Here is a 23,124-nt window from a genome sequence, read left to right as displayed (position 1 = left end):
CCGGGCCCGCGCGACGGGCGCCGGGGGTCAGTAGGTGTAGAAGCCCGAGCCGGTCTTGCGGCCCAGGCGGCCGGCGTCGACCATGCGCTGGAGCAGCGGGGGAGCGGCGTACAGCGGCTCCTTGTACTCCTCGTACATCGACTGCGCGACCGAGGCCACCGTGTCGAGCCCGATCAGGTCGGACAGCTTCAGCGGGCCCATCGGGTGGGCACAGCCCAGCTCCATGCCGTTGTCGATGTCCTCGCGGCTGGCGATGCCCGTCTCGAACATCCGGATCGCGGAGAGCAGGTACGGGATCAGCAGCGCGTTGACCACGAAGCCCGAGCGGTCCTGCGCGCGGATGGCGTGCTTGCCGACCGTCTTCTCGGCGAACTGCTGCGCGCGGTCGAGGGTGCTCTCGGAGGTGGTCAGCGCCGGGATCAGCTCGACGAGCTGCTGCACCGGGGCCGGGTTGAAGAAGTGGATGCCGACGACCTGGTCGGGCCGCGAGGTGGCGACCGCCAGCTTCACCAGCGGGATGGAGGAGGTGTTGGAGGCCAGGATGGCGTCCGGGCGGGTCACCACCTGGTCCAGGACCTGGAAGATCTCGGTCTTGACCTGCTCGTTCTCCACGACGGCCTCGATGACCAGGTCGCGGTCGGCGAAAGCGCCGAGATCGGTGGTGAAGCTGAGGCGCGCCTGCGTGGCGTCCCGCTCCTCCTCGCTGATCTTGCCGCGTTCGGCGGCCTTGGCCAGGGAGTTGAAGAGCCGGGTGCGGCCGAACTCCAGGGCCTCGCCGGTGGTCTCGGCGACCTTCACGTCCAGTCCGGCCCGCGCGCAGACCTCGGCGATGCCCGCCCCCATCTGGCCGCAGCCCACCACTCCGACGCGTTCGATGTCGGTCACATCGGTCCCTTTCACTGGCTGACTCCGGTCACTGCGCAGGTCTCCCGGGTCTCGGCAGGCCTGCTCCGATCGTGCACGTTACTAGCAAGTATCGATGATCGATCGCCGGGGTGGGGGCATCCTGGACGAGGAACGGTCCGTGACCGAGCGGATCCGCGGTGTATGGGGTGATGTGTGCGATGGGGCGACTGACCCGGCGGGCCTTCGCGCTGGCCGCGCTGTCGGCGTTCACGACGACGGACGCGGCGGCCCGCCCGGCGGGGGCCCCGTCCGGACGGGGCGGCGGGCAGGGGCGGGCGGCGGCGGAGATGCGGGGCGTGTGGCTGGCCACCGTCGCCAACCGCGACTGGCCCTCGCGCCCCGGACTGACCGCGGCCCAGCAGCGCTCCGAACTGCTCGGCTGGCTCGACCTGGCGGTCCGGAGCCGTCTCAACACGGTGATCTTCCAGGTCCGGCCCACCGCGGACGCCCTGTGGCCCTCGCCGTACGAGCCGTGGTCGCACGTGCTCACCGGTACCCAGGGCGAGGCACCCGGCTGGGACCCGCTGGGGACCGCCGTGGCGGAGGCGCACGCCCGCGGACTGCAGCTGCACGCCTGGTTCAACCCCTACCGGATCGCCGTCCACGACGACCCGGCCGGACTCGTCGCCTCCCACCCCGCGCGCCGGCACCCCGACTGGGTGGTGCCGTACGGCGGGAAACTCCACTACAACCCCGGTCTGCCCGAGGTCCGGGCGTTCGTGCAGGACGCGATGCTCGACGCGGTGCGCAGGTACCCGGTCGACGCCGTGCACTTCGACGACTACTTCTATCCCTACCCGGTGCCCGGCCAGACCTTCGACGACGACGTGGCCTACGACGCCCACGGCGGCGACTTCACCGACCGGGCCGCGTGGCGCCGCGACAACATCGACCGGCTGGTGCGCGAGACCGCCGCCCGGATCAAGGCGGTGCGGCCCGCCACGCAGTTCGGGATCAGCCCCTTCGGGGTGTGGCGCAACGCCTCCACCGACCCGCGCGGCTCGGACACCCGGGCCCTGCAGTCGTACGACGCCGTCCACGCCGACACCCGCAGATGGGTGCGGGAGGGCTGGATCGACTACGTCGTGCCGCAGCTGTACTGGAACATCGGACTCCCCGCCGCCGACTACGCCGCCCTCGTGCCCTGGTGGGCGGAGGTGGCGCGGGGCAGCCGCACCAGGCTCTACCTGGGGGAGGCGCTGTACAAGGCCGGGGATCCGGCGCAGCCCGCGGCCTGGCAGGACCCGGCCGAGCTCTCCCGGCACCTCACCCTCGCGGCCGGCCGGCCCGAGGTCCGCGGCCACGTCTTCTTCGCCGCGAAGGAGCTGCGCGCGGACCGGGCCGGCGCGATGGCGCGGGTCGTCGCCGACCACTACGCGCAGCCGGCGACGCCCCCGAGCTGACCCGCCGTCGTGTCCCGGCCCGCCGTCGCGCCGTGGCCTGTCGGCCTTCCGTGCGCGGCCGCCCTACCGCCGTTCCTCGTCCTTGTGGCGGATCTCGGTGTCCGGGCCGGGTGAGCACACGCCCTCGTGCCCGTCCGTGAAGCGGACGCGGTAGGGGGGACTGCCCTCCTGCCCCATCACTTCGACGATCTCGCCGACCTTGTCGTGTTGGCCGACCACCCTGCCGTGCTGGACAAGCTGGTCGCCCGTGGTCGCACGCATCTGTGGGACCTCCTCACCGTGTGCGGGAGCAGCGGTTCGTGTCCTGGAGTCGTCCCGGGATTCGTACGCGGTACGCGGAGCCCTCCCGGAGTCCTCCTCCCGTCTGCGGCGCGCCCACCGGCCGGACCGGCGCGCGGCGCCCTCGGAGCCTCCCGTTCGAGACCTAACCGCGCGCCCGCTGGGTGACGGCGATGCAGACCAGGACGGCCGCGGCCGTCAGCGGAGCGGCGGGCGTGAGGTGCTCGCCCAGCAGCAGCACCGACCACACCAGTGTGAGCAGGGGCTGGGCCAACTGCAACTGGCTGGCCTTCGGGATGCCGATGGCGGCCATGCCCCGGTACCAGACCACGAGGCCGAGGAACTGCGAGCCCACCGCCACCCACAGCAGCCCGGTCACGCTGTGCGCGGTCAGCCGGACCGGCTCGAGGGCGAGGGCGACGGCGGCGGCGGGCGCGGCGAGCGGCAGGCAGAACACCAGTGCCCAGCCGATGACCTGCCAGCCCGGCATCACCCGCGCCAGCCGGCCGCCCTCGGTGTAGCCGGCCGCGCACACCAGCAGCGCCCCGAACAGGTACAGGTCGGCGGTGGTGAGGGCGCCGCCGCTCTGCTGCACGGTGAAGGCGAGCACCGCGGCGGCGCCGACCAGCGCCGCCGTCCAGAAGGTCCGGGAGGGCCGGGACCCGACGCGCAGGGCGGACAGCAGCGCGGTCGTCAGGGGCAGCAGACCGATCACGACGGCCGCGTGCGCGGTGGACGACGTCTGCAGGGCGAGGGTGCTGAGCAGCGGGAAGCCCACGACGACCCCGGCGGCCACGACGGCGAGCCCCGCCCGGTCCCGGCGGGCGGGCAGCGGCACCCGCAGGGCGAGGAGGCAGCCGCCCGCGACGAGGGCGGCCAGCACGCTGCGCACGGCGACCAGCGACCAGGGGCCGAAGCCCTCCAGGCCCCAGGCGGTGGCGGGGAAGGTGAGCGAGAAGGCACCGACGCCGAGGGCGGCCTGGAGGGTGCCGAGGCCACTCGTCCCCGGGGCGGTCACCGCTATCGCGGGGAGGGCAGTAGCGCTACTCTGTGTCTTCATGCATGAGCGTAGCAGTGTCGGTGAACTGGCGGATCGGCTCCGAAGGGAACTGGACCGCTACTCTCCTGGTGGAAAGCTTCCGTCGAGCCGGGCCCTCGTCGAGCGGTTCCGGGTGAGTCCCGTGACGGTCTCGCGGGCCCTCGCGCAGCTGGCCGCCGAAGGGCTGGTGGTCACCCGGCCGGGCGCCGGGGCCTTCCGGGCCCGGCCACGCTCCGCCTCCGCGCCGGCCGGCGACACCTCCTGGCAGGAGGTCGCGCTGAGCGCGGAGGGCGCCGACCTCGTGCCCCGCTCGGTGGACGCCTCCGGAGTGACCGTCTCCCTCGCGGCTCCACCGCCCGGCGTCGTCGAGTTCAGCGGCGGCTACCTGCACCCCTCCCTGCAGCCGGAGCGTGCCATGTCGGCGGCCCTGGCCCGGGCCGCACGGCGCCCTGGCGCCTGGGGGCGGCCGCCCGTCGAGGGCCTGCCGGAGCTGCGCGAGTGGTTCGCGCGCGCCATCGGCGGCGCGGTCACCGCCGCCGAGGTGCTCGTCAGCGCCGGCGGCCAGACCGCGCTCACCACCACCCTGCGGGCGCTGGCCCCGCCCGGCGCCCCGGTGCTCGTCGAGTCGCCGACCTACCCGGGCATGCTGGCGATCGCCCGCTCGGCGGGACTGCGCCCGGTGCCGGTGCCCGTCGACCCCGACGGCGTCAAGCCCGAACTGCTCGCCGACGCCTTCCGCGCGAGCGGCGCCCGGGTCTTCGTCTGCCAGCCGCTGTTCCAGAACCCGACCGGCGCCGTCCTGGCCCCGGCCCGCCGCGCCGAGGTGCTGCGCATCGCGCGCGAGGCCGGCGCCTTCGTGGTGGAGGACGACTTCGTACGGCGGCTCGCGCACGAGGACGCCGGGCCGCTGCCCCGCCCGCTCGCCGCCGACGACCCCGACGGCGTGGTCGTCCACGTCGGCTCGCTCACCAAGGCGACCTCGCCGAGCTTCCGGGTCAGCGCCCTGGCCGCCCGCGGCCCGGTCCTGGAACGCCTGCGCGCCATCCAGGTCGTCGACACCTTCTTCGTGCCCCGCCCCCTGCAGGAGGCGGCGCTCGAACTCGTCGGCTCGCCCGCCTGGCCGCGCCATCTGCGGACGATCGCCGCCGAGTTGCGGGCCCGCCGCGACACCCTGACCACCGCCCTCGCCCTGGACCTGCCCGAACTCGCCCTCCCGCACGTCCCGTCCGGCGGCTACCACCTCTGGCTGCGCCTGCCCGACGGCACCGAGGAGCCGGCGTTCGCGGCCGCGGCCCTGCGCGCGGGCGTCGCCGTGACCCCCGGCCGCCCCTACTTCAGCGCCGAACCCCCGGCCCCGCACGTCCGCCTGAGCTTCGCGGCCGCCGCCGGTACCGAGGAGATCGCCGAGGGGGTACGGCGGCTGCGGTCGGCCTGCGACGAGGTGCTCGCGGAAACGGTTCGACACCGGGCACCCCGTCTGTGAGGGTCCCCCCATGACCTCCACCCCGCCGCCCCTCGCCGAGGGCTACGAGATCTCCGCCGACACCGACCGGATCGACGTCGCACGGGTGCACCGCTGGCTGTCGACCGACGCCTACTGGGCGCTCGGCCGGGAGCGCGAACGGCAGGAGCGGGCCGTCGCCGGGTCGCTGAACTTCGGCGTGTACGAGACGGTGTCCGGACAGCAGGTCGCCTACGCGCGCGTGGTGACCGACCTGGCGACCTTCGCCTGGCTGTGCGACGTGTACGTGGACCCGGCGGTGCGGGGCAAGGGCATCGGGACCTCGCTCGTCGCGGCCGTCCGGGACCACCTGCGCCCGTACGGCCTGCGCCGCGTCCTGCTCGCCACCCACGACGCGCACGGCGTCTACGAGAAGATCGGCTTCGAGGCGCTGGAGCGGCCCGAGCACTGGATGGCGCTGATTTTCGAGAAGCTTTCACACGGCGGCTCTTGACCCGCCCCCGCGCGCGTCCCACCATCACCGCATGGCACTCCGGGTCACGTTCGTCGCCGCGGCGCGCGGCTCCGCCCCGCCCGCCGAGCGTTTCGAGGACGACCGGCCGCTGGACCAGGCGGGCTGGGACGAGGTGCAGCGGGTGGCCGGCGATCTCCTGCCGCTGGCGGCGGCCGAGCTGCGCTACTGCTCGCCGACCCCGCGCAGCCGCGCCACCGGCGACGCGCTCGGCTACGCCCCGCTCGTGCAGCTCGCCCTGCGGGACTGCGACATGGGGCGCTGGCGCGGACTGACCCTGGCGGAGGCGATGGCCAGGGAGCCGCAGGCGGTGGACGCCTGGCTCGCCGACCCGCGGGCCACCGTGCACGGCGGTGAGCCGCTGCTGGCGTTCATCTCCCGGGTGGGCGGCTGGCTCGACACCCGGCCCGTGGAGGACGGCTGCCGGATCGTGGCCGTCGCCGAGCCGAGCGTGATCCGGGCCGCCCTGGTCTACGCGCTCAAGGCGCCGCCGTCGACGTACTGGAACCTCGACGTGCGCCCGCTGTCGACGACCACCGTCACCGGGTACGGCGGGCGCTGGAACCTGCGCTTCGAGGGGAGCGCGGTTCAGGCCTCGCGAGGGTAGCCGGCGGCCTCGCGCACGGGGCCGGCTGCCTCGCGCACGGGTCCGGCGGTCTCGTCCGCGGAGCCGGTGGCCTCGCGCAGGTAGTCGGTGGTGAGGACCAGGTCCTTCGCGGGGCCGCGCACCCGCCAGACCGTCCGCCAGCGGTCGGTGTCCCGGACGGTGAACTCGCCGCGGTAGAGGTCCGCGGCGCACGGGTGGTCGGCCACGTGCAGCCCGCTCGTCAGATCGAGGTCGTGGAAGGGCCGCCCGTCGGCGAACGTGACGTCGGCCGTGCCCGGCACCCGCCCCGGCAGGAACCGCAGGGTCCGCCCGGCGGGCCGCGGCACGCCCTGCCAGGTGAACGTCCCGGACTCCTCGTGCAGCAGGCCGCCGCCCTCCAGCGGGCCGAAAACCGCCGTCCCCTCGAAACGCCCCGCCCCGTCGCCCGCCAGGTCCCGCACCGACCGCTCCACCCGCCAGCGCCCGGCGAGGAACGCCATGGCGTCCGGCACCGGCCAGAACTCGCCCATCGCGCGCCGCCCTCCGTCCCGTCCGTCGTTGCGCGACCCATTGACGCGCTCCGTCCCCCTCCCTATCTTGCCGTTCGAAGTGCTGATCAAGGTCCGATATTTCGAACATCTGTGTACAGAGAGCCGCGGAGTATCCATGTCACCCAGCACCACCCGCACCCCGTCGCGCGGCGGCACCGCCGTCCGCCGCGGACGCGGGCTCACCGCCGCCGCCCTGCTGGCGGCGACCGCCCTCCTCCCCGTCCCGGCCCACGCCGGGGACGCCACCGACTACACGATCACCGTCGACCCCACCACCAGGGGCGCGGCGATCGACGACACGATGTACGGCGTCTTCTTCGAGGACATCAACCGGGCCGCCGACGGCGGCCTCTACGCCGAACTCGTGCAGAACCGGTCCTTCGAGTACGCCGCCACCGACAACCGGGCCCACACCCCGCTGACCTCCTGGACGGTCGACGGCACCGCGCAGGTCCGCGACGACGCCGGCCGCCTCAACGCGCGCAACCGCTCCTACCTCTCCCTGGCCGCCGGCTCGTCCGTCACCAACGCCGGCTACAACACCGGCATCCGCGTCGAACGGGGCGAGAGGTACGACTTCTCGGTGTGGGCCCGCGCCGAGAACGGCACCACGCTCACCGTCGGCCTCCAGGACGCCGACGGCACCCTGGCGACCGCCCGCAAGGTGGCGGCGAGAGGCGGCTGGGCCAAGTACCGGGCCGCCTTCACGGCCACCCGCACCAGCAGCGACGGCCGCCTGACGGTCGCCTCCTCCGCGGCCGCCGCCCTCGACATGGTGTCCCTGTTCCCGCGCGACACCTACAAGCACCAGCCGAACGGCCTGCGCAAGGACCTCGCCGAGAAGGTCGCCGCCCTGAAGCCCGGCTTCCTGCGCTTCCCCGGCGGCTGCCTGGTCAACACCGGCTCCATGCAGGACTACAGCGAGGCCTCCGGCTGGCAGCGCGCCCGCGCCTACCAGTGGAAGGACACCACGGGTCCGGTCGAGGAGCGCGCCACCAACGCCAACTTCTGGGGCTACAACCAGAGTTACGGCCTCGGCTACTACGAGTACTTCCGCTTCGCCGAGGACGTCGGCGCGATGCCGCTGCCCGTCGTCCCCGCCCTGGTCACCGGCTGCGGCCAGAACCGGGCCGTCGACGACGACGCGCTGCTGAAGCGGCACATCCAGGACACCCTCGACCTCATCGAGTTCGCCAACGGCCCCGTCACCTCCACCTGGGGCGGGAAACGCGCGCGGATGGGCCACCCCGAGCCCTTCCGCCTGACCCACCTGGAGGTGGGCAACGAGGAGAACCTGCCGGTCGAGTTCATGGCCCGGTTCCGGCAGTTCCGCGCGGCCGTCGCGGCGAGGTACCCGGACATCACCGTGATCTCCAACTCCGGCCCGGACGACGCCGGCACCACCTTCGACACGGCCTGGCGCCTCAACCGCGACGAGAACGTCGCCATGGTCGACGAGCACTACTACAACAGCCCGCAGTGGTTCCTCCAGAACAACGACCGCTACGACTCCTACGACCGCGGCGGCCCCGACGTCTTCCTCGGCGAGTACGCCTCCCAGGGCAACGCCTTCCGCAACGGCCTCGCCGAGGCCGCCTTCATGACCGGCCTCGAACGCAACGCGGACGTCGTGAAACTCGCCTCCTACGCGCCGCTGTTCGCCAACGAGGACTACGTGCAGTGGCGCCCGGACCTGGTGTGGTTCAACAACCACGCCTCCTGGAACTCCGCCAACTACGAGGTCCAGAAGCTGTTCATGACCAACGTCGGCGACCGCGTGGTGCCCTCGTCGGCCACCTCCACCCCCGCCGTGAGCGGCCCCGTCACCGGTGCCGTCGGCCTGTCGACCTGGGCGACCAGCGCGGCGTACGACGACGTGTCGGTCACCGACGCCGACGGGAGGACCCTGCTCGCCGACGACTTCTCCGCCGGCGCCGGGCAGTGGACCCACACGGGCGGCGGCAGCTGGAGCGTCCAGGACGGCCAGTACGTGCAGACCGACGGCGCCGCCGAGAACACCATGGTCTCCGCCGGCGACCCGGCGTGGCACGACTACGACCTGCGGGTGAAGGCCACCAAGAAGTCCGGCAAGGAGGGCTTCCTCGTCGCCTTCGGCGTCAAGGACACCGGCAACTACTACTGGTGGAACCTGGGCGGCTGGAACAACACCCGATCCGCCGTCGAGCAGGCCGTGGACGGCGCGAAGTCGACCCTGCTCACCAAGGCCGGCAGCGTCGAGACGGACCGTGCCTACGACCTCCACGTCAAGGTGCGGGGCCGCCAGGTCACCCTCTACCTCGACGGCCAGGAATGGGGGAGCTTCACCGACGACAAGCCGGCCGAGCCGTTCCGCCAGGTCGTCACCGAGGACAGGAGGACCGGTGACCTGATCCTCAAGGTCGTCAACGCCGGGTCCGCCGACGCGCGGACGGCCGTCGACCTCGGCGGCGCCAGGGTCTCCGCCCGGGCCCGCGTGACCACGCTGGCCGCCGCGCCGGACGCGGTCAACTCCGAGACCGCGACCCCGGTCGCGCCGGTGACGTCCACCTTCACCGGCGTGGCCGACAGGTTCACGTACACCTTCCCCGCGAACTCGGTCACCTTCCTGCGGATCGGGCGGAAGTAGGCGCACGGAACCACGGGGAACACCGGGAGCCGGCCGCTGCCCCGCGGGCAGCGGCCGGCCTCTGGAAAGCCACGTGACATCTCCCGTTTCCCCGCCGGTGCGGGGCGGGTGCCAGGCTCGCCGGCATGCTCGCCGTACCACGGCTGCCGGCGCCGGCCCGGCTGAGGCGGTCCCCGTCCCTTCTCGCCGCCCTCCTGACCGTCACGGCGTTCTGCGCCTCCGACGCCGTCGCCCGCAGCTTTCCCTTCGGCCCGCGCACCCGCGCCGTCAACGACCTGGGCAACCAGTACCTGCCGTTCCACGCGCACCTGTGGGACCTGCTGCACGGCCGGGCCGACGACGGCGTGCTGTTCAACTGGCGGTCCGGTTACGGGGCGGGCTTCCTGCCCGACCTCGCCACCTACCTCACCAGCCCGTTCGCCCCGCTCGTCGCGGTGTTCCCGCGCGACCGGATCGACCTCGCGGTGTACGCCGTCACCGTGCTGAAGCTCGCCTGCGCCGCCGCCGCGATGACCCGGCTGCTCCGTGACCTGCGGCCCGGCCGCTGGTGGGCGGCGGGACTGCTCGGCGCGTCCTACGCCCTGTGCGGCTGGACCCTGTCGAGCGGCACGTACAACCTGATGTGGCTCGACGGTCTCATCGCCCTGCCGCTGCTGTGCCTGGTCGGCGAGTGGGCCCTGGCCGGACGGCGTCCCTTCCTCGGCGTGGGGATCGTGGCGGCGGCCTGGACCGCCAACTTCTACACCGCGTACATGGCCACCCTCGCCGCCGCCCTCGTGCTGCTCCTGCGGCTGTGGCTCTGCGGCCTCCCGCGCCGGGAAGGCCTCGCGGCGGCGGGCCGGGCCGCGCTGACCGCCGCCCTCGGCGCGGGCCTCGCGGCGCCCCTGGTGACGGTCGTCTACTTCGGCAGCGCCCACGCCTCCCCGGGCAGGTTCACGGGGTTCACCCCGGTGGCGGGCGAGGACCTCCTGGCCCGCCTGTTGCCGACGACGTACGGCTTCGGCTCGCCCGCCCTCTTCGTGGGCACCCCCGCGCTGCTGCTCGCCCTCTCGCTGCCCTTCGTGCGACCGGCGCCGGTACGGGTGCGCGCCGGCTGGAGCGTGCTGGTGACCGTGGTGACGCTGTCGACGCAGTGGGGCCCGACCCAGCTGCTCTGGCACGCCTTCGCCACCCCGCAGGGCAGCCCGTACCGGCAGACCTTCGTGGTGTGCGCGCTCCTGGTGATCGCGGCCTGGCACGCGCTCTCGTACGGCCCGCCCGACCGGCGCGCCCTGACCGCGGCGGCCGGGCTGCTCGCGCTGATCGCCGCCGTCGCGAGCCGCAGCGACCTGGTACGCCCCGTGACATGGCCCGTGCTGCTCCCGGCCGTGGCGGGCACGCTGGGCGGCCTGCTCCTGCTCGGCCGTGCGGGCACCGGGCGCCGTACCGTGCCGGCCGTGTGCGCCGTGGTGCTGTTGCTCGGCACACAGTTCGGCGAGGCCACCGCCACCGCCGCCGTGGCCACCCGCACGCGGCTCGGGCACATGGACGACTACGCGCCCTGGGGACAGCGGCAGCAGCGGCAGGCGGACGCCGTCGCCGAGGCCGACGACTGGCCCCGCCACCGCACCGACCCGGGCCGGGAGCAGACCGTGGGCAACGACCCGCTGACGGTCGGCGGACAGGGCGCCCAGTACTACAGCAGCCACACCTCCGACGTGCTGTTCCGTACGCTCACCGCCCTCGGCGGCGGCTGGACCTCGGGCGGCCGCAGCCTCCAGAGCCTGGACAACGCCGTCACCGACGTCGTCTTCTCCGTCGGCGCCCGGGTGCACTCCCCGCCGGACCCGCACCAGAACTGGTTCCCGCAGGACGGCAGCGGTGTGACCGTGTCCCGGCGGAAGGTGCCGCCCCTGGTCACGGTACGGCCCGCCGCGGCCGGCGCCCCCGCCTTCGGGCCCTCGCCGTACCGCAACCAGGAACTCCTGCTGGGCACCCGCGTCTACACCGTGCCCCGCCTCGCCGTGCGGACCGGCGACGGGACGGCACCCCGCCGGACCGGGGGCGACCGGCCGGGCACACGCCTCGACGCCCCCGGCACGGGAACCGCCCCCGGCACGGGAACCGCCACGGGCCGGCCGACGATCACGGCCGCATGCCCGGCGGGCGGCGAGGCGTACCTGTGGGCGCCGCGCTTCTCGGGCACCGCGCGGCTCGCCGGCGCCCCCGCCGGCGCGCCGACCGGCCGGTTCCGGTCCGACTCCGTCAGCAAGATCGCCGCCATGCAGCGGCTGGGCACCGTCCCGGCGTCCGGACTCCTGCGCGTCGACCTGTCCCCGGACCGGCCGGGCACCGTCCCGGACGGAGCCGTCGGCTGCCTGGACACCGCCCGCCTCGACGCCGCCGTCGAGCGGCTCACGGCCACCGGCGCCACCGAGGTGAGCGTCTCCGACGGCACGGTCCGCGCGGAACTCCCCGAAGGCAGTACCGGGACCGCCGTCGTCGCGGTGCCCCGGACCGCCGGCTGGCGCTGCGCCACCGGCGACGGCCCCGCCGTGCCCGCCGGTGACCACCACGGTCTGATCGCCGTCCCCCTCGACGGCTCCTCGACCCGCCTCACCTGCACCTTCCACCCGCCCGGCCTGCGGCTCGGCACGGCCCTGGGAGGCGCGTCCCTGCTGGCGGTGTCCCTGCTCGGCGTCCGCGCCGCCGTCCGGCGCAGGCGCGCGGCGGGCCGTCCCTCCGGGGAATGGATTGTATAAACGTGCATAGCGACGTATAGTCATGCCATCCAAGAGGAGGGTGGACATGGCGATACGTGCGGCGGTGGCCGGAGCGAGCGGGTATGCGGGCGGCGAGGCGCTGCGCCTGCTCCTCGCGCACCCCGAGATCGAGATCGGCGCCCTCACCGGCAACTCCAACGCGGGACAGAGGCTGGGAGCCCTCCAGCCGCACCTGCTGCCCCTCGCCGACCGCGTGCTGCGGGAGACCACCCCCGAGGTGCTCGCCGGCCACGAGGTCGTCTTCCTCGCCCTCCCGCACGGACAGTCCGCCGCCGTCGCCGAACAGCTCGGCCCGGACGTCCTCGTGATCGACATGGGCGCCGACTTCCGGCTCGCCGACCCGGCCGACTGGGAGCGGTTCTACGGCTCCCCGCACGCCGGCACCTGGCCCTACGGCCTCCCCGAACTGCCGGGCGGCCGCGTCGCGCTGGAGGGGTCCAAGCGCATCGCGGTGCCCGGTTGCTACCCCACGGCCGTCTCCCTCGCCCTGTTCCCGGCGTACGCCGCGGGCCTGGCCGAGCCCCAGGCCGTGATCGTCGCCGCCTCCGGCACCTCCGGCGCGGGCAAGGCGGCCAAGCCGCACCTGCTCGGCAGCGAGGTCATGGGGTCGATGTCGCCGTACGGCGTCGGCGGCGGGCACCGGCACACGCCCGAGATGATCCAGAACCTCAGCGCGGCCGCGGGGGAGCGGGTCGGCGTCTCCTTCACGCCCACCCTCGCGCCGATGTCCCGGGGCATCCTCGCCACGTGCAGCGCCGCCGCCAAGGAGGGCGTCACCGCAGAGTCCGTGCGCGCGGCCTACGAGAAGGCCTTCGCCGACGAGCCCTTCGTGCACCTGCTGCCCGAGGGCCGCTGGCCCGCCACGGCGTCCGTCCAGGGTTCCAACGCCGTTCAGGTGCAGGTCGCCCTCGACGAGGCGGCGGGCCGCATCATCGCGATCAGCGCCATCGACAACCTGACCAAGGGCACCGCGGGCGGTGCCGTCCAGAGCATGAACATCGCCCTCGGGTTCCCCGAGGCACTGGGCCTTTCCACGATCGGAGTCGCACCGTGAGCGTCACGGCAGCCAAGGGATTCACGGCGGCGGGCATCGCCGCCGGGATCAAGGAGAACGGCAACCCGGACCTGGCCCTCGTGGTCAACACCGGGCCCCGCCGCGCCGCCGCGGGCGTCTTCACCTCCAACCGCGTCAAGGCCGCGCCGGTGCTGTGGTCCGAGCAGGTCCTCAAGAGCGGTGCCCTGTCCGCCGTGATCCTCAACTCCGGCGGCGCCAACGCCTGCACGGGGCCGAAGGGCTTCCAGGACACCCACGCCACCGCCGAGAAGGTCGCCGAGGTCCTCGGCCTGGGCGCCGGCGAGGTCGCCGTCGCCTCCACCGGGCTGATCGGCGTCCTCCTCCCCATGGACAAGCTGCTCCCCGGGGTCGAGAAGGCCGCCGAGGCGCTCAGCGAGCACGGCGGCGAGAAGGCCGCCATCGCCATCAAGACCACCGACACCGTCCACAAGACGTCCGTCGTGACGAAGGACGGCTGGACCGTGGGCGGCATGGCCAAGGGCGCGGGCATGCTCGCCCCCGGCCTCGCCACCATGCTCGTCGTCCTCACCACCGACGCCGACGTGGACGGCGAGACCCTGGACCGGGCGCTGCGCGCCGCCACCCGGGTCACCTTCGACCGCGTCGACTCCGACGGCTGCATGTCCACCAACGACACCGTGCTGCTGCTCGCCTCCGGCTCCGCCGGGGTCACCCCCGGGTACGCCGAGTTCGCCGAGGCCGTCCGCACCGTCTGCGACGACCTGGGCCAGCAGCTCATCCGCGACGCCGAGGGCGCCAGCAAGGACATCAAGGTCGAGGTCGTGGGCGCCGCGAGCGAGGACGACGCCGTCGAGGTGGGCCGTTCCATCGCCCGCAACAACCTCCTCAAGTGCGCCGTCCACGGCGAGGACCCCAACTGGGGCCGCGTGCTCTCCGCGATCGGCACCACCGCGGCCGCCTTCGAGCCCGACCGGCTGAACGTCGCCATCAACGGCGTCTGGGTGTGCAAGAACGGCGGCGTCGGCGAGGACCGCGACAAGGTCGACATGCGCTACCGCGAGGTCCACATCGTCGCCGACCTCGCCGCCGGTGACGCCACCGCGACCATCTGGACCAACGACCTCACCGCCGACTACGTCCACGAGAACAGCGCGTACAGCTCATGAGCTCGACGAGGAAGCACACCGCACTGCCCAAGGCCCAGATCCTCATCGAGGCGCTGCCCTGGCTGACCCGGCACAACGGCAGGACGGTCGTCATCAAGTTCGGCGGCAACGCCATGATCGACGACGACCTCAAGGCCGCCTTCGCCCAGGACGTGGTGTTCCTGCGCCAGGCCGGCCTCAAGCCCGTCGTCGTGCACGGCGGCGGCCCGCAGATCAGCGCCGCCCTCGACCGGCACGGCATCGTCAGCGAGTTCAAGGCCGGCCTGCGCGTCACCACCGAGGACGCCATGGACGTCGTACGGATGGTGCTGGCCGGCCAGGTCCAGCGCGAACTGGTCGGACTGCTCAACCAGCACGGCCCGCTCGCCGTCGGGCTCACCGGCGAGGACGCGCACACCATCACCGCCGTCAAGCACCGGCCCGAGATCGACGGGGAACCGGTCGACATCGGGCGGGTCGGCGAGATCACCGCGATCGACACGGGCGCGATCGAGGCACTGCTCGCCGACGGCCGGATCCCGGTCGTCTCCTCGATCGCCCGTAGCCAGGACGACGGACATGTCTACAACGTCAATGCTGATACGGCGGCTGCGGCACTCGCTGCTGCTCTGGGCGCCGAGACCCTCATGGTCCTCACGGACGTCGAGGGCCTCTACGAGGACTGGCCGAACTCCGACGAGGTGATCAGCCGCCTGACCGCCTCCCAACTGGAGAAGCTGCTGCCGGAACTGTCCTCCGGCATGGTGCCGAAGATGGAGGGCTGTCTGCACGCCGTCCGGGGCGGCGTCACCACCGCCCGCGTCATCGACGGACGCGTCCAGCACTCGATCCTGCTGGAGATCTTCACCGACGAAGGCATCGGCACGATGGTCGTGCCCGACGAGAAAGAGGGGGAGTCGTCATGAGCCACGCCGTCACGGGCAACGAGGAACTGACCGCGCGCTGGCAGGGCGCGCTCATGAACAACTACGGCACCCCGCTGCTGCCCCTGGTCCGCGGCGAGGGCACCCGGCTCTGGGACGCCGACGGCAACGCCTACCTCGACTTCGTCGGCGGCATCGCGACCAACGCCCTCGGCCACGCCCACCCGGCCGTCGTCGAGGCCGTGACCCGGCAGATCGGCTCCCTCGGCCACATCTCCAACTTCTTCCTGGCCGAACCGACCGTGGCCCTCGCCGAACGGCTCCTGGGGCACTTCGGCCGGGAGGGCAGGGTCTTCTTCTGCAACTCCGGCGCCGAGGCCAACGAGGCCGCCTTCAAGATCGGCCGGCTGACCGGGCGCACCCACGTCGTGGCCACCGAGGGCGCCTTCCACGGCCGGACGATGGGCGCCCTCGCGCTCACCGGGCAGCCCGGCAAGCGCGACCCCTTCCTGCCGCTGCCCGGCGACGTCACCCACGTCCCCTTCGGCGACGCGCAGGCGCTGGCCGCCGCCGTCACCGAGGAGACCGCGCTCGTCGTCATCGAGCCGATCCAGGGCGAACTCGGCGTCGTCGTCCCGCCCGCCGGCTACCTCAAGGCCGCCCGCGCCATCACCGCCGCCACCGGGGCCCTCCTCGTCCTGGACGAGGTGCAGACCGGCATCGGCCGGACCGGGCACTGGTTCGAGTACCAGGCCCACGAAGGCGTCCTGCCCGACGTGGTCACCCTCGCCAAGCAGCTCGGCGGCGGGCTGCCGCTCGGCGCCACCGTCGCCTTCGGCCGGGCCGCCGAACTGCTCCGGCCGGGCCAGCACGGCACGACGTTCGGCGGCAACCCCGTCGCCTGCGCCGCCGGACTCGCCGTCCTCGACACCATCGAGAACGAGGGGCTGCTGGAGAACGTCAAGCGGCAGGGCGAGCGGCTCCGCGACGGAATCGAGGGTCTCGGCCACCCGTTGATCGATTATGTCCGGGGCGCGGGGCTCCTCCTGGGTATCGTGCTCACCGAGCCGCTCGCGCCCCAGGTGCGCCAGGCGGCTCAGGAGGCCGGTTTCCTGGTCAACGCGCCCGCCCCCGACGTCGTACGGCTGATGCCACCGCTGAACCTCCGCGACGACGAGGCGGACGCGCTGCTCGCGGCGTTGCCCGGCATCCTCCAGGCAGTGCACGGGGACGGACGATCCGGGGAATGAGACGACGATGAGCCAGGCGCAGGACCACGAGCAGACGGCGGCCAACGGGCCCGCCGTGCCGCAGACCCGCACCGCCCGCCACCGCCGGATCGTGGACATCCTCAACCGGCAGCCCGTGCGCTCGCAGAGCCAGCTGGCGAAACTGCTCGCCGACGACGGGCTGAGCGTCACCCAGGCGACGCTCTCCCGCGACCTGGACGAGCTGAACGCGGTGAAGATCCGCAACAACGACGGCGACCTGATCTACGCGGTGCCCAGCGAGGGCGGATTCCGCACGCCGCGGGTCCCGCTGGGCGGGTCGGCGAAGGAGGAGCGGATGCGGCGGCTGTCGCAGGAACTGCTCATCTCCGCCGAGGCCTCCGCGAACCTCGTGGTCCTGCGCACCCCGCCGGGCGCGGCCCAGTTCCTCGCCTCGGCGATCGACCAGGCGGAACTGCACGACATCCTCGGCACGATCGCCGGCGACGACACGCTGCTGCTCATCAGCCGGGATCCGACGGGCGGCCAGGCGCTGGCGGACCACTTGCTGAGGCTGGCCCAGAACACGTGAGACCCCGCCGGCCCGGCCGGTCCCGCTCACCCGTCGGCGCGGGGTCGGCGGGGCGGTGCGGTCACCCGTGTCGCCACCGGCCGCCTGCCACCTGCCACCGGCCGTCGGTCACCTGCCACCGGCCACCTGTGACCGTCCGCGGGTGGGCGCGGACGGCGCACGCCGGCGCCGGACCGCGCGATCCGCGCCCCGGGGGACGGCCGGGGCCGGTCAGCCCAGCCGGCGCGCCAGACCCCCCGTGCACCGCACCTCGTCCCCGGCCGTGATCAGCAGCGCCTCCACGTCGGGAAGCGACTCCAGCCACCGCAGCCCCTCCCGCGACCCCATCGCGAAGGCGGCCGTGGCCCAGCAGTCCGCCCAGGTCAGCCGGGGCGCGACGACGGTCACGGAGACCAGGTCGGTCACCGCCGACCGCCCCGTGCGCGGGTCGACGATGTGCGCCCCGCGCTCCACCGTCCCCGACGTGGCCACCGCCAGCTCGTCCGCCCCCGCCGCCGAGACCACCGCCGCCAGCCCACCGGGCCGCAGCGGGTCCGACACCCCGACCCGCCAGGGCCGGTCGGGACCGGGCACGCCCAGCACCTGCACGTCGCCGCCGCCGTTGACGCTCACCCCGCTCACCCCCGCCGCGGCGATCACCCGCGCCGCCCGCTCGGCCGCCCACCCCTTGACGATCCCGGTGGGGTCGAGCCGGCCGTCCCGGTAGCGCATGCTGAACCAGCCCTGGCTGGCCCGCTCCGCCTCCGCGCCCAGGTCCAGCACCTCGGCCACCTCGGGGCCGCACTCCCCGACGGTCAGCTCGCCGCGCGCCAACCGGGAGACCTCACTGTCCTCCCGGTAGGTGCTGAACACCTCGTTCACCCGGTGCAGGCCGGCGACCGCCTCGTCGAGGGCCGCCCGCACCGCTGCGGGGTTCCCGCCGCGGACGTCGAAGGAGAAGACGGTCCCCATGACCTCCTCCGCGTGCCGCACCACGCCGGGTGCCTGCGACGACTCGGCCATCGTGTCAGCCCCCGGCCCGGTCCAGCGCCGACTGGAGGGACTCCTTGTATCCGGCGCTGGTGTAGGTGGCGCCGGACACGGCGTCGATGTCGGCGCTGCCGGCGGCCACGGCGGCCTGGTTGAGCCGGGGGACGGCGTCGGCGGTGACCTGGTCGCTCCGGCCGCCCTTGGGCGCCTGGACGGCCTCCGCCTTGGTGATCCTTCCGCCGCTGACCGTGATCCGGACCTGCACGGCGCCGTACTCCGTCCGCGCGGCCTCCCCGGTGAAGGTGCCGCCCGCCCGGGCGTTCCCCGAGCCTTCCGGTGCCTTCGAGGCCTCCGGCGCCTTCGACCCCTGCTGGGCCCCCGAACCCTGCGCCCCCGCGCTCGCGTTGGCCTTGTCGATCGCGGACTGGAGGGACTTCTTGTAGCCGGTGCTGGTGTAGGTGGCGCCGGAGACGGCGTCGATGTCGGGGCTCTGCCCGGTGACGACGGCCTGGTTGAGCCGGGGGACGGCGTCGGCGGTGACCTGGTCGCTCCGGCCGCCCTTGGGCGCCTGGACCGTCTCCGCCTTGGTGATCCGGTTCTTGCTGACGGTGATCCGGACCTGCACGGCGCCGTACTGCGTCTGCGCGGCGTCCCCGTCGAAGGTGCCGGACACCTGGACGGCGCCCGCCCCCTGGGAGGCCCCCGCGTCCGCCTTCATCCTGTCGATGGCCGACTGGAGGGACTTCTTGTAGCCGGCGCTGGTGAAGGTGGCGCCGGAGACGGCGTCGATGTCGGCGCTCTGCGCGGTGACCGCGGCCTGGTTGAGCCGGGGGACGGCGTCGGCGGTGACCTGGTCGCTCTGCCCGCCCTTGGGCGCCTGGACGGCCTCCGCCGCGGTGATCCGGCCGCCGGCGACGGTCAGGCGCACCTGCACGGCGCCGTACTGCGTCTGTGCCGCGTCACCGGTGACCGCCCCGGCCGCGGCCGCCCCGCCCCGGGCGGCCTCCTGGGCCGCCGCGCCGGCGGCCTGGGCGGCTCCGGGGTCCGTCGCCGGCTTCAACGACAGCAGCAGCACGATCCCGGACACGGTGGCCGCGCCCGCGAGGACGACGCGCCGTAGAGGGTGGTTCTTCTTCATCGTTCCTGGTTCCCGTCGCTTCCCGTTGCTTGCCGCGGATCCGTGGGGGCGCGTCGCTCACATCTCGAACGACTCGTGGTGGATCCGGCGAGTGGGCACTCCGGCGCCGCGCAGTGCCTCGTACACGTTCTGGGCGAAGCCGGCCGGCCCGCACATGAAGACGTCGTGCTCCCCGATGTCGGGCAGCTTGCGCTGCAGGGACTCCGCCGAGATGTCGGGGCGTTCCCCGTCGGGGCTGTTGACGGCGTACATCAGCCGTGCCCCCCGCTCGTCGGCGATCTTCGCCAGCTCGTCCCACAGCGCCAGGTCCTGCGTACTGTTGGCCCGGTAGAGGAGCGTGATGTCGCCGGCCGCGCCGGGCAGCGTCTCGAACAGCGCCCGCATCGGCGTGATGCCGACGCCGCCGGCCACCAGCAGCACCTTGCCCCGGCTGCGCCGGGAGGCCGTCATCGCGCCGTAGGGACCCTCCGCCCACACCTTCACGCCGGGCTTGAGGCCGCGCAGCGCGGAACTGTGGTCGCCGATCGCCTTGACGGTGATGCGCAGCAGTTCGGGACGGGGCGCCGCCGACAGGGAGTACGGGTGGGAGCTGAAGCGCATGCCCGGCGCCATGAACCGCCACCGGAAGAACTGCCCGGCCTCCGCGCCGATCCGGTGCAGCTTGCGCCCGCCGATCAGCACCGACACGATGCCGGGCGTCTCCTCGATGACCGCCTCGACGTACATGCGGTGGCGCAGGTTCAGCCGGATGGGCGTCAGGACGCGGTACCAGACCACCAGCGCGGTGACCGATCCGTACAGCGCGTACCAGACGGTCTTCGCGGCGGGCTCGACGGCGAAGTCGTTGCCGGTGGTGATCTGGTGCCAGAACGTCAGGAACACCGCGGCGTACGTCAGGAGGTGCACGTGGTACCAGGTGTCGTACGGCATCCTGCGGCGCACCGGGCCGATCGACACCAGGCCGACGACCACCAGCAGGGAGGTGCCGACGGCCGCCTTGCCCATGTCGGGCAGCTGGTTCACGGAGTCGACCGTCTGCCGCACGATGTCGCCGAGGGACCTGCCGGACTGGAGCGCGTACCCCCACATGATGAGGAACACGTGCGCGAAGGTGAGGCTGAGCGTGTAGCGGCCGGTCATCGCGTGCCAGCGGGCGACCCGGTCCGAGCCGACCCGGCGCTCCAGCGCGGGCACCCGGGCCATCTGGAGGACGACGAGGGCCATCAGGTACCCGGCGAGCAGACCCGTGATCCGGCCGGCGTTGAGGATCTTGCCGTCGGTGTCCGCGATGGAGGCGGTGTTGTCCCACCACAGCCACAGCACGCCCGCGGCGCCCGCCCAGACCGCGAGCAGCAGCGGGACGGCCGGGGAGCGGCGCGGACGGATGCGGCGCATCGTCTGGCGGCGGGCGGCACGGCCGCCGGCGATCGTCGTGGTCACTGTTCCTCCGTGGTGCGGACCCTTGGCCCACAGATACGGGCCGCGGCCCCACAGTGTTCAGCGCCGTACCGAGTCGTCCGCCGCCGGACGGCGCCCGTGGGACGGGAGTCCGCGCGGGTCTCCGCGCCGGTCTCCGTGCCGGCTCCTCGGGACCGGTCCGGGATCCGGGCTCAGTAGCGGGTGACCGCCGTCCTCCCGCCGGCCGTCCCGATCGCGATGTGCGGCCGCTCCCGGGGGCGGGCCCACGCCAGGATCCGCCGCATCGCGTCCCGCGGGACCGACACGCAACCCGCCGTCGCCCCGCGCCCGTCGACGTGCAGGAAGATCCCCGCCCCGCGGCCGCGCACCGGCCGGTGGTAGTTGAACCCGATCACCAGGGCGTGCGCGTACTGCGTCCGGAAGTCGATCAGGTGCTCGGACTCGGCGGCGCGGCAGTCGGCCGCCCGCGGCCCGGTCCACCGGTTGTAGGAGCGGGACGCGGGGTCCTGGCACCACCAGGAGTCCTCGCGCACCCGACGGTGGGCGTACGCCGTCCCGCGGGGCGGCGCCCGGACGCCGAACGCGAACGGCAGGTCGTACAGCCCGGTCGGTGTCGTGTCGGTGCCCTGCCGGCGCACGGCTCCCTCGACCAGTCCGTTCGCCCCGAACCGGGCCGGCGCGGAACCGGCCCGCGTCCACCGGCCGTCCCGCAGGTCCCACCAGGTCAGGGTGCCCGTCGTGGCGCCCGTCCCCGGGGCGACGGCGGTGACCAGCTGGGTGCCGCCGCCGGTGTCCGCCATCCACGCGGGGAGCGGGGACGGCCCGCCGGTGCCCGGCGCTGCCCCGAGCAGCGGCAGGGACGCACAGACGAGGGCGGTGGCGAGGACACGAGGACGCATGGGACGCATGGGGCGCATGGTCAGACGCTAAGCGGCGTCGGCGGCCCCGGCAGGCCGGGTGGGCCGACCGTGCGGGACCCGGTCGTTCCGCCGCCCGCCCTCCGCCCGCCCGTCCGCGTCAGACCGGAGGCACCGGAGGCAGGGGCAGGGGGAGTCCCGGGAGGCCGTCCATGCTCGTCGCCACGTGCTCCTTCTTCGCGAAGTACGCGCTGAGCGAGGCGTCGTCCTCGCGCGCGAACCGCTTCCCGTGCAGATCCCGGTCCTCGTCGTACGTCATGAAGGGCACCGCGTATCCGCAGGTGTCCCGGACCAGTTCGGCGTGCACGACGACGACCGCCCGCAGCCCGTGCGGGGCCGGGTCGATGTCGGGGAAGCGGGCGAGGAGGTCCGGGAAGCGGGGGTCGCCGCGGAAGACCGGTTCGCCGCGGCCGTGCACCCGCACGATGTTCGGCGGCCCCTGGAACGCGCACCACATCAGCGTGATGCGGCCGTTCTCCCGCAGGTGCGCGATCGTCTCGGCGTTGGAGCCGGCGAAGTCCAGGTAGGCCACGGTGTGTTCGTCGAGGACGGCGAACGATCCCCTGAGGCCCTTGGGGGAGAGGTTCACCGTGCCGTCGCCGGACAGCGGCGCGGTCGCGGTGAAGAAGAGGGGCTGCTCCTCGATGAACGTGCGGAGGCGGCCGTCGATGTGTTCATAGGTCTTTCCCATGCCGATGATTGTTGGGGAAAGCCGTTCGTGCGTCCGGGTGTTGTCCGACCGACGTCGTGAGCGGGTGCCGCGGTGGCCGCCCCGGCCGGCGTTCCCCGGGGCGGCCACCGCGGCTGTCACGTCACTTGTTCAACGTGCAGGGTGCGAGTGCGTCCAGGCCCTGGGGCTTGGCGGCGGTGCGGCCGATGGCGGTCGCGATGCGGTTGACGGTGGCGACGCGCTTGTCCTTGAGGGGGCCGAGGATGGCGTTCTGGACGAAGTTGGGGCCGCCCTGGCCGACGGTGTCGACGAGGCGCTTGTCGGCTTCGGCGATCTGGGTGTCGAGCAGGGCGAGGTTGCGGTCGACCTCGGCCTTGGCGGTGGCGGGGATCGCGGGGAGCCGCGAGGTCACGTCCGGGCAGCTGATCGTTCCGGCGGCGCCGGTGTTGCCCGCGTTCCCGTTGTTCCCGGTGTTGCCCGCGTTCCCGTTGTTGCCCGTGTTCCCGGCGTTCCCGTTGTTTCCGGCGTTTCCGTTGTTCCCGGCCTGCTGACCGGGTGCCGCGGCGCCGCCGAGGGCGCAGGGTGCGAGTGCGTCCAGGCCCTGGGGCTTGGCGGCGGTGCGGCCGATGGCGGTCGCGATGCGGTTGACGGTGGCGACGCGCTTGTCCTTGAGGGGGCCGAGGATGGCGTTCTGGACGAAGTTGGGGCCGCCCTGGCCGACGGTGTCGACGAGGCGCTTGTTGGCTTCGGCGATCTGGGTGTCGAGCAGGGCGAGGTTGCGGTCGACCTCGGCCTTGGCGGTGGCGGGGATCGCGGGGAGCCGCGAGGTCACGTCCGGGCAGCTGATCGTTCCGGGGGAGGCGAGCGTCCGGGCGTCCGTGCCGCCGTCCTTGGACGACTCCCCGGCGAGGGCGGAGTTCACGACCACCGCGCCGGTCAGTGCCAGAGCGGCGGCGCCGCCGATGAGCGCCACGCGACGCTTGTTGTACTTCGGAAGAGCCCTGGACATGCTGATGCCTCA

The 23,124-nt window shown here is 73.7% G+C and carries 21 protein-coding genes; 11 read left to right on the top strand and 10 right to left on the bottom strand.

The window, feature by feature from the left end; all coding sequences use genetic code 11:
- Positions 1-27 precede the first annotated feature (27 nt).
- Positions 28-885: a 3-hydroxybutyryl-CoA dehydrogenase gene (locus tag ACZ5FU_RS18305; protein ID WP_451527943.1), complete on the bottom strand. Its 858-nt coding sequence runs from the start codon at positions 883-885 to the stop codon at positions 28-30.
- Positions 886-1,064: 179 nt separating this feature from the next.
- Between ACZ5FU_RS18305 and ACZ5FU_RS18300 the strand changes: the two genes are divergently transcribed.
- The gene (locus ACZ5FU_RS18300; protein ID WP_468646635.1) at positions 1,065-2,309 is read left to right on the top strand and encodes a glycoside hydrolase family 10-like protein; all 1,245 of its coding nucleotides are present in this window, start codon (positions 1,065-1,067) and stop codon (positions 2,307-2,309) included.
- 63 nt (positions 2,310-2,372) lie between these two features.
- On the opposite strand, the gene ACZ5FU_RS18295 is transcribed toward ACZ5FU_RS18300, so the two are convergent.
- Both ACZ5FU_RS18295 and ACZ5FU_RS18290 read right to left on the bottom strand, forming a co-directional pair.
- The gene (locus ACZ5FU_RS18295) at positions 2,373-2,570 is read right to left on the bottom strand and encodes a DUF1918 domain-containing protein (RefSeq protein ID WP_451527945.1); all 198 of its coding nucleotides are present in this window, start codon (positions 2,568-2,570) and stop codon (positions 2,373-2,375) included.
- Positions 2,571-2,733: 163 nt separating this feature from the next.
- Positions 2,734-3,648: a DMT family transporter gene (locus ACZ5FU_RS18290; protein ID WP_451527946.1), complete on the bottom strand. Its 915-nt coding sequence runs from the start codon at positions 3,646-3,648 to the stop codon at positions 2,734-2,736.
- Here ACZ5FU_RS18290 and ACZ5FU_RS18285 point away from each other — a divergent pair.
- The 3 genes from ACZ5FU_RS18285 to ACZ5FU_RS18275 are packed head-to-tail and all read left to right on the top strand — an operon-like array spanning position 3,647 to position 6,207.
- Positions 3,647-5,110 (top strand): aminotransferase-like domain-containing protein, encoded by a 1,464-nt coding sequence (locus ACZ5FU_RS18285; protein WP_451527947.1) that lies wholly within the window; start codon positions 3,647-3,649, stop codon positions 5,108-5,110. The genes ACZ5FU_RS18290 and ACZ5FU_RS18285 overlap by 2 nt on opposite strands.
- A 10-nt stretch (positions 5,111-5,120) precedes the next feature.
- Positions 5,121-5,582 carry a GNAT family N-acetyltransferase gene (locus ACZ5FU_RS18280; RefSeq protein WP_451527948.1) on the top strand — a complete coding sequence of 154 codons (462 nt, stop codon included), beginning with the start codon at positions 5,121-5,123 and terminating at the stop codon, positions 5,580-5,582.
- A gap of 31 nt (positions 5,583-5,613) precedes the next feature.
- Positions 5,614-6,207: a histidine phosphatase family protein gene (locus ACZ5FU_RS18275; RefSeq protein ID WP_451527949.1), complete on the top strand. Its 594-nt coding sequence runs from the start codon at positions 5,614-5,616 to the stop codon at positions 6,205-6,207.
- Here the strand turns inward: ACZ5FU_RS18275 and ACZ5FU_RS18270 are convergent.
- Positions 6,189-6,716 carry a DUF6314 family protein gene (locus tag ACZ5FU_RS18270; RefSeq protein ID WP_451781345.1) on the bottom strand — a complete coding sequence of 176 codons (528 nt, stop codon included), beginning with the start codon at positions 6,714-6,716 and terminating at the stop codon, positions 6,189-6,191. The genes ACZ5FU_RS18275 and ACZ5FU_RS18270 overlap by 19 nt on opposite strands.
- Positions 6,717-6,852: 136 nt before the next feature.
- On the opposite strand from ACZ5FU_RS18270, the gene ACZ5FU_RS18265 reads away from it, so the two are divergent.
- The 7 genes from ACZ5FU_RS18265 to ACZ5FU_RS18235 all read left to right on the top strand — a co-directional run bounded on the left by ACZ5FU_RS18265 (position 6,853) and on the right by ACZ5FU_RS18235 (position 16,990).
- The gene (locus ACZ5FU_RS18265; RefSeq protein ID WP_469045543.1) at positions 6,853-9,363 is read left to right on the top strand and encodes an alpha-L-arabinofuranosidase C-terminal domain-containing protein; all 2,511 of its coding nucleotides are present in this window, start codon (positions 6,853-6,855) and stop codon (positions 9,361-9,363) included.
- Between the two features lie 125 nt (positions 9,364-9,488).
- Positions 9,489-12,104 (top strand): YfhO family protein, encoded by a 2,616-nt coding sequence (locus ACZ5FU_RS18260; protein ID WP_469045542.1) that lies wholly within the window; start codon positions 9,489-9,491, stop codon positions 12,102-12,104.
- 46 nt (positions 12,105-12,150) lie between these two features.
- On the top strand, positions 12,151-13,179 hold the full coding sequence (gene argC, locus ACZ5FU_RS18255) for an N-acetyl-gamma-glutamyl-phosphate reductase (RefSeq protein WP_468646632.1): 1,029 nt from the start codon (positions 12,151-12,153) through the stop codon (positions 13,177-13,179).
- Entirely contained in the window at positions 13,176-14,327 is a 1,152-nt protein-coding gene (argJ, locus tag ACZ5FU_RS18250; protein ID WP_451527953.1) for a bifunctional glutamate N-acetyltransferase/amino-acid acetyltransferase ArgJ, read from the top strand. The genes argC and argJ overlap by 4 nt, the downstream gene beginning before the upstream one ends.
- Positions 14,324-15,232: an acetylglutamate kinase gene (argB, locus tag ACZ5FU_RS18245; protein WP_451527954.1), complete on the top strand. Its 909-nt coding sequence runs from the start codon at positions 14,324-14,326 to the stop codon at positions 15,230-15,232. The genes argJ and argB overlap by 4 nt, the downstream gene beginning before the upstream one ends.
- Positions 15,229-16,440 carry an acetylornithine transaminase gene (locus tag ACZ5FU_RS18240; protein ID WP_451527955.1) on the top strand — a complete coding sequence of 404 codons (1,212 nt, stop codon included), beginning with the start codon at positions 15,229-15,231 and terminating at the stop codon, positions 16,438-16,440. Before argB ends, ACZ5FU_RS18240 begins: the two co-directional genes overlap by 4 nt.
- A gap of 7 nt (positions 16,441-16,447) precedes the next feature.
- Positions 16,448-16,990 carry an arginine repressor gene (locus ACZ5FU_RS18235; protein WP_451527956.1) on the top strand — a complete coding sequence of 181 codons (543 nt, stop codon included), beginning with the start codon at positions 16,448-16,450 and terminating at the stop codon, positions 16,988-16,990.
- 210 nt (positions 16,991-17,200) lie between these two features.
- On the opposite strand, the gene ACZ5FU_RS18230 is transcribed toward ACZ5FU_RS18235, so the two are convergent.
- The 6 genes from ACZ5FU_RS18230 to ACZ5FU_RS18205 all read right to left on the bottom strand — a co-directional run bounded on the left by ACZ5FU_RS18230 (position 17,201) and on the right by ACZ5FU_RS18205 (position 23,112).
- Positions 17,201-17,992 carry an FAD:protein FMN transferase gene (locus tag ACZ5FU_RS18230; RefSeq protein ID WP_468839723.1) on the bottom strand — a complete coding sequence of 264 codons (792 nt, stop codon included), beginning with the start codon at positions 17,990-17,992 and terminating at the stop codon, positions 17,201-17,203.
- Between the two features lie 4 nt (positions 17,993-17,996).
- Positions 17,997-19,097: an FMN-binding protein gene (locus tag ACZ5FU_RS18225; protein ID WP_451527958.1), complete on the bottom strand. Its 1,101-nt coding sequence runs from the start codon at positions 19,095-19,097 to the stop codon at positions 17,997-17,999.
- Between the two features lie 57 nt (positions 19,098-19,154).
- The gene (locus tag ACZ5FU_RS18220) at positions 19,155-20,537 is read right to left on the bottom strand and encodes a ferredoxin reductase family protein (RefSeq protein WP_451527959.1); all 1,383 of its coding nucleotides are present in this window, start codon (positions 20,535-20,537) and stop codon (positions 19,155-19,157) included.
- A 170-nt stretch (positions 20,538-20,707) separates the two neighbouring features.
- Complete coding sequence (locus ACZ5FU_RS18215; protein ID WP_469045596.1) at positions 20,708-21,415, bottom strand: L,D-transpeptidase family protein; 708 nt, start codon at positions 21,413-21,415, stop codon at positions 20,708-20,710.
- 118 nt (positions 21,416-21,533) lie between these two features.
- Positions 21,534-22,124 (bottom strand): pyridoxamine 5'-phosphate oxidase family protein, encoded by a 591-nt coding sequence (locus ACZ5FU_RS18210; RefSeq protein ID WP_469045541.1) that lies wholly within the window; start codon positions 22,122-22,124, stop codon positions 21,534-21,536.
- Between the two features lie 121 nt (positions 22,125-22,245).
- Entirely contained in the window at positions 22,246-23,112 is an 867-nt protein-coding gene (locus tag ACZ5FU_RS18205; RefSeq protein ID WP_469045540.1) for a hypothetical protein, read from the bottom strand.
- Positions 23,113-23,124 lie beyond the last annotated feature (12 nt).

This window comes from Streptomyces sp. NPDC031554, assembly GCF_055580685.1.
Note: the sequence above shows the minus strand (reverse complement) of the source record. Positions and strands in the feature narration are given on the sequence as shown.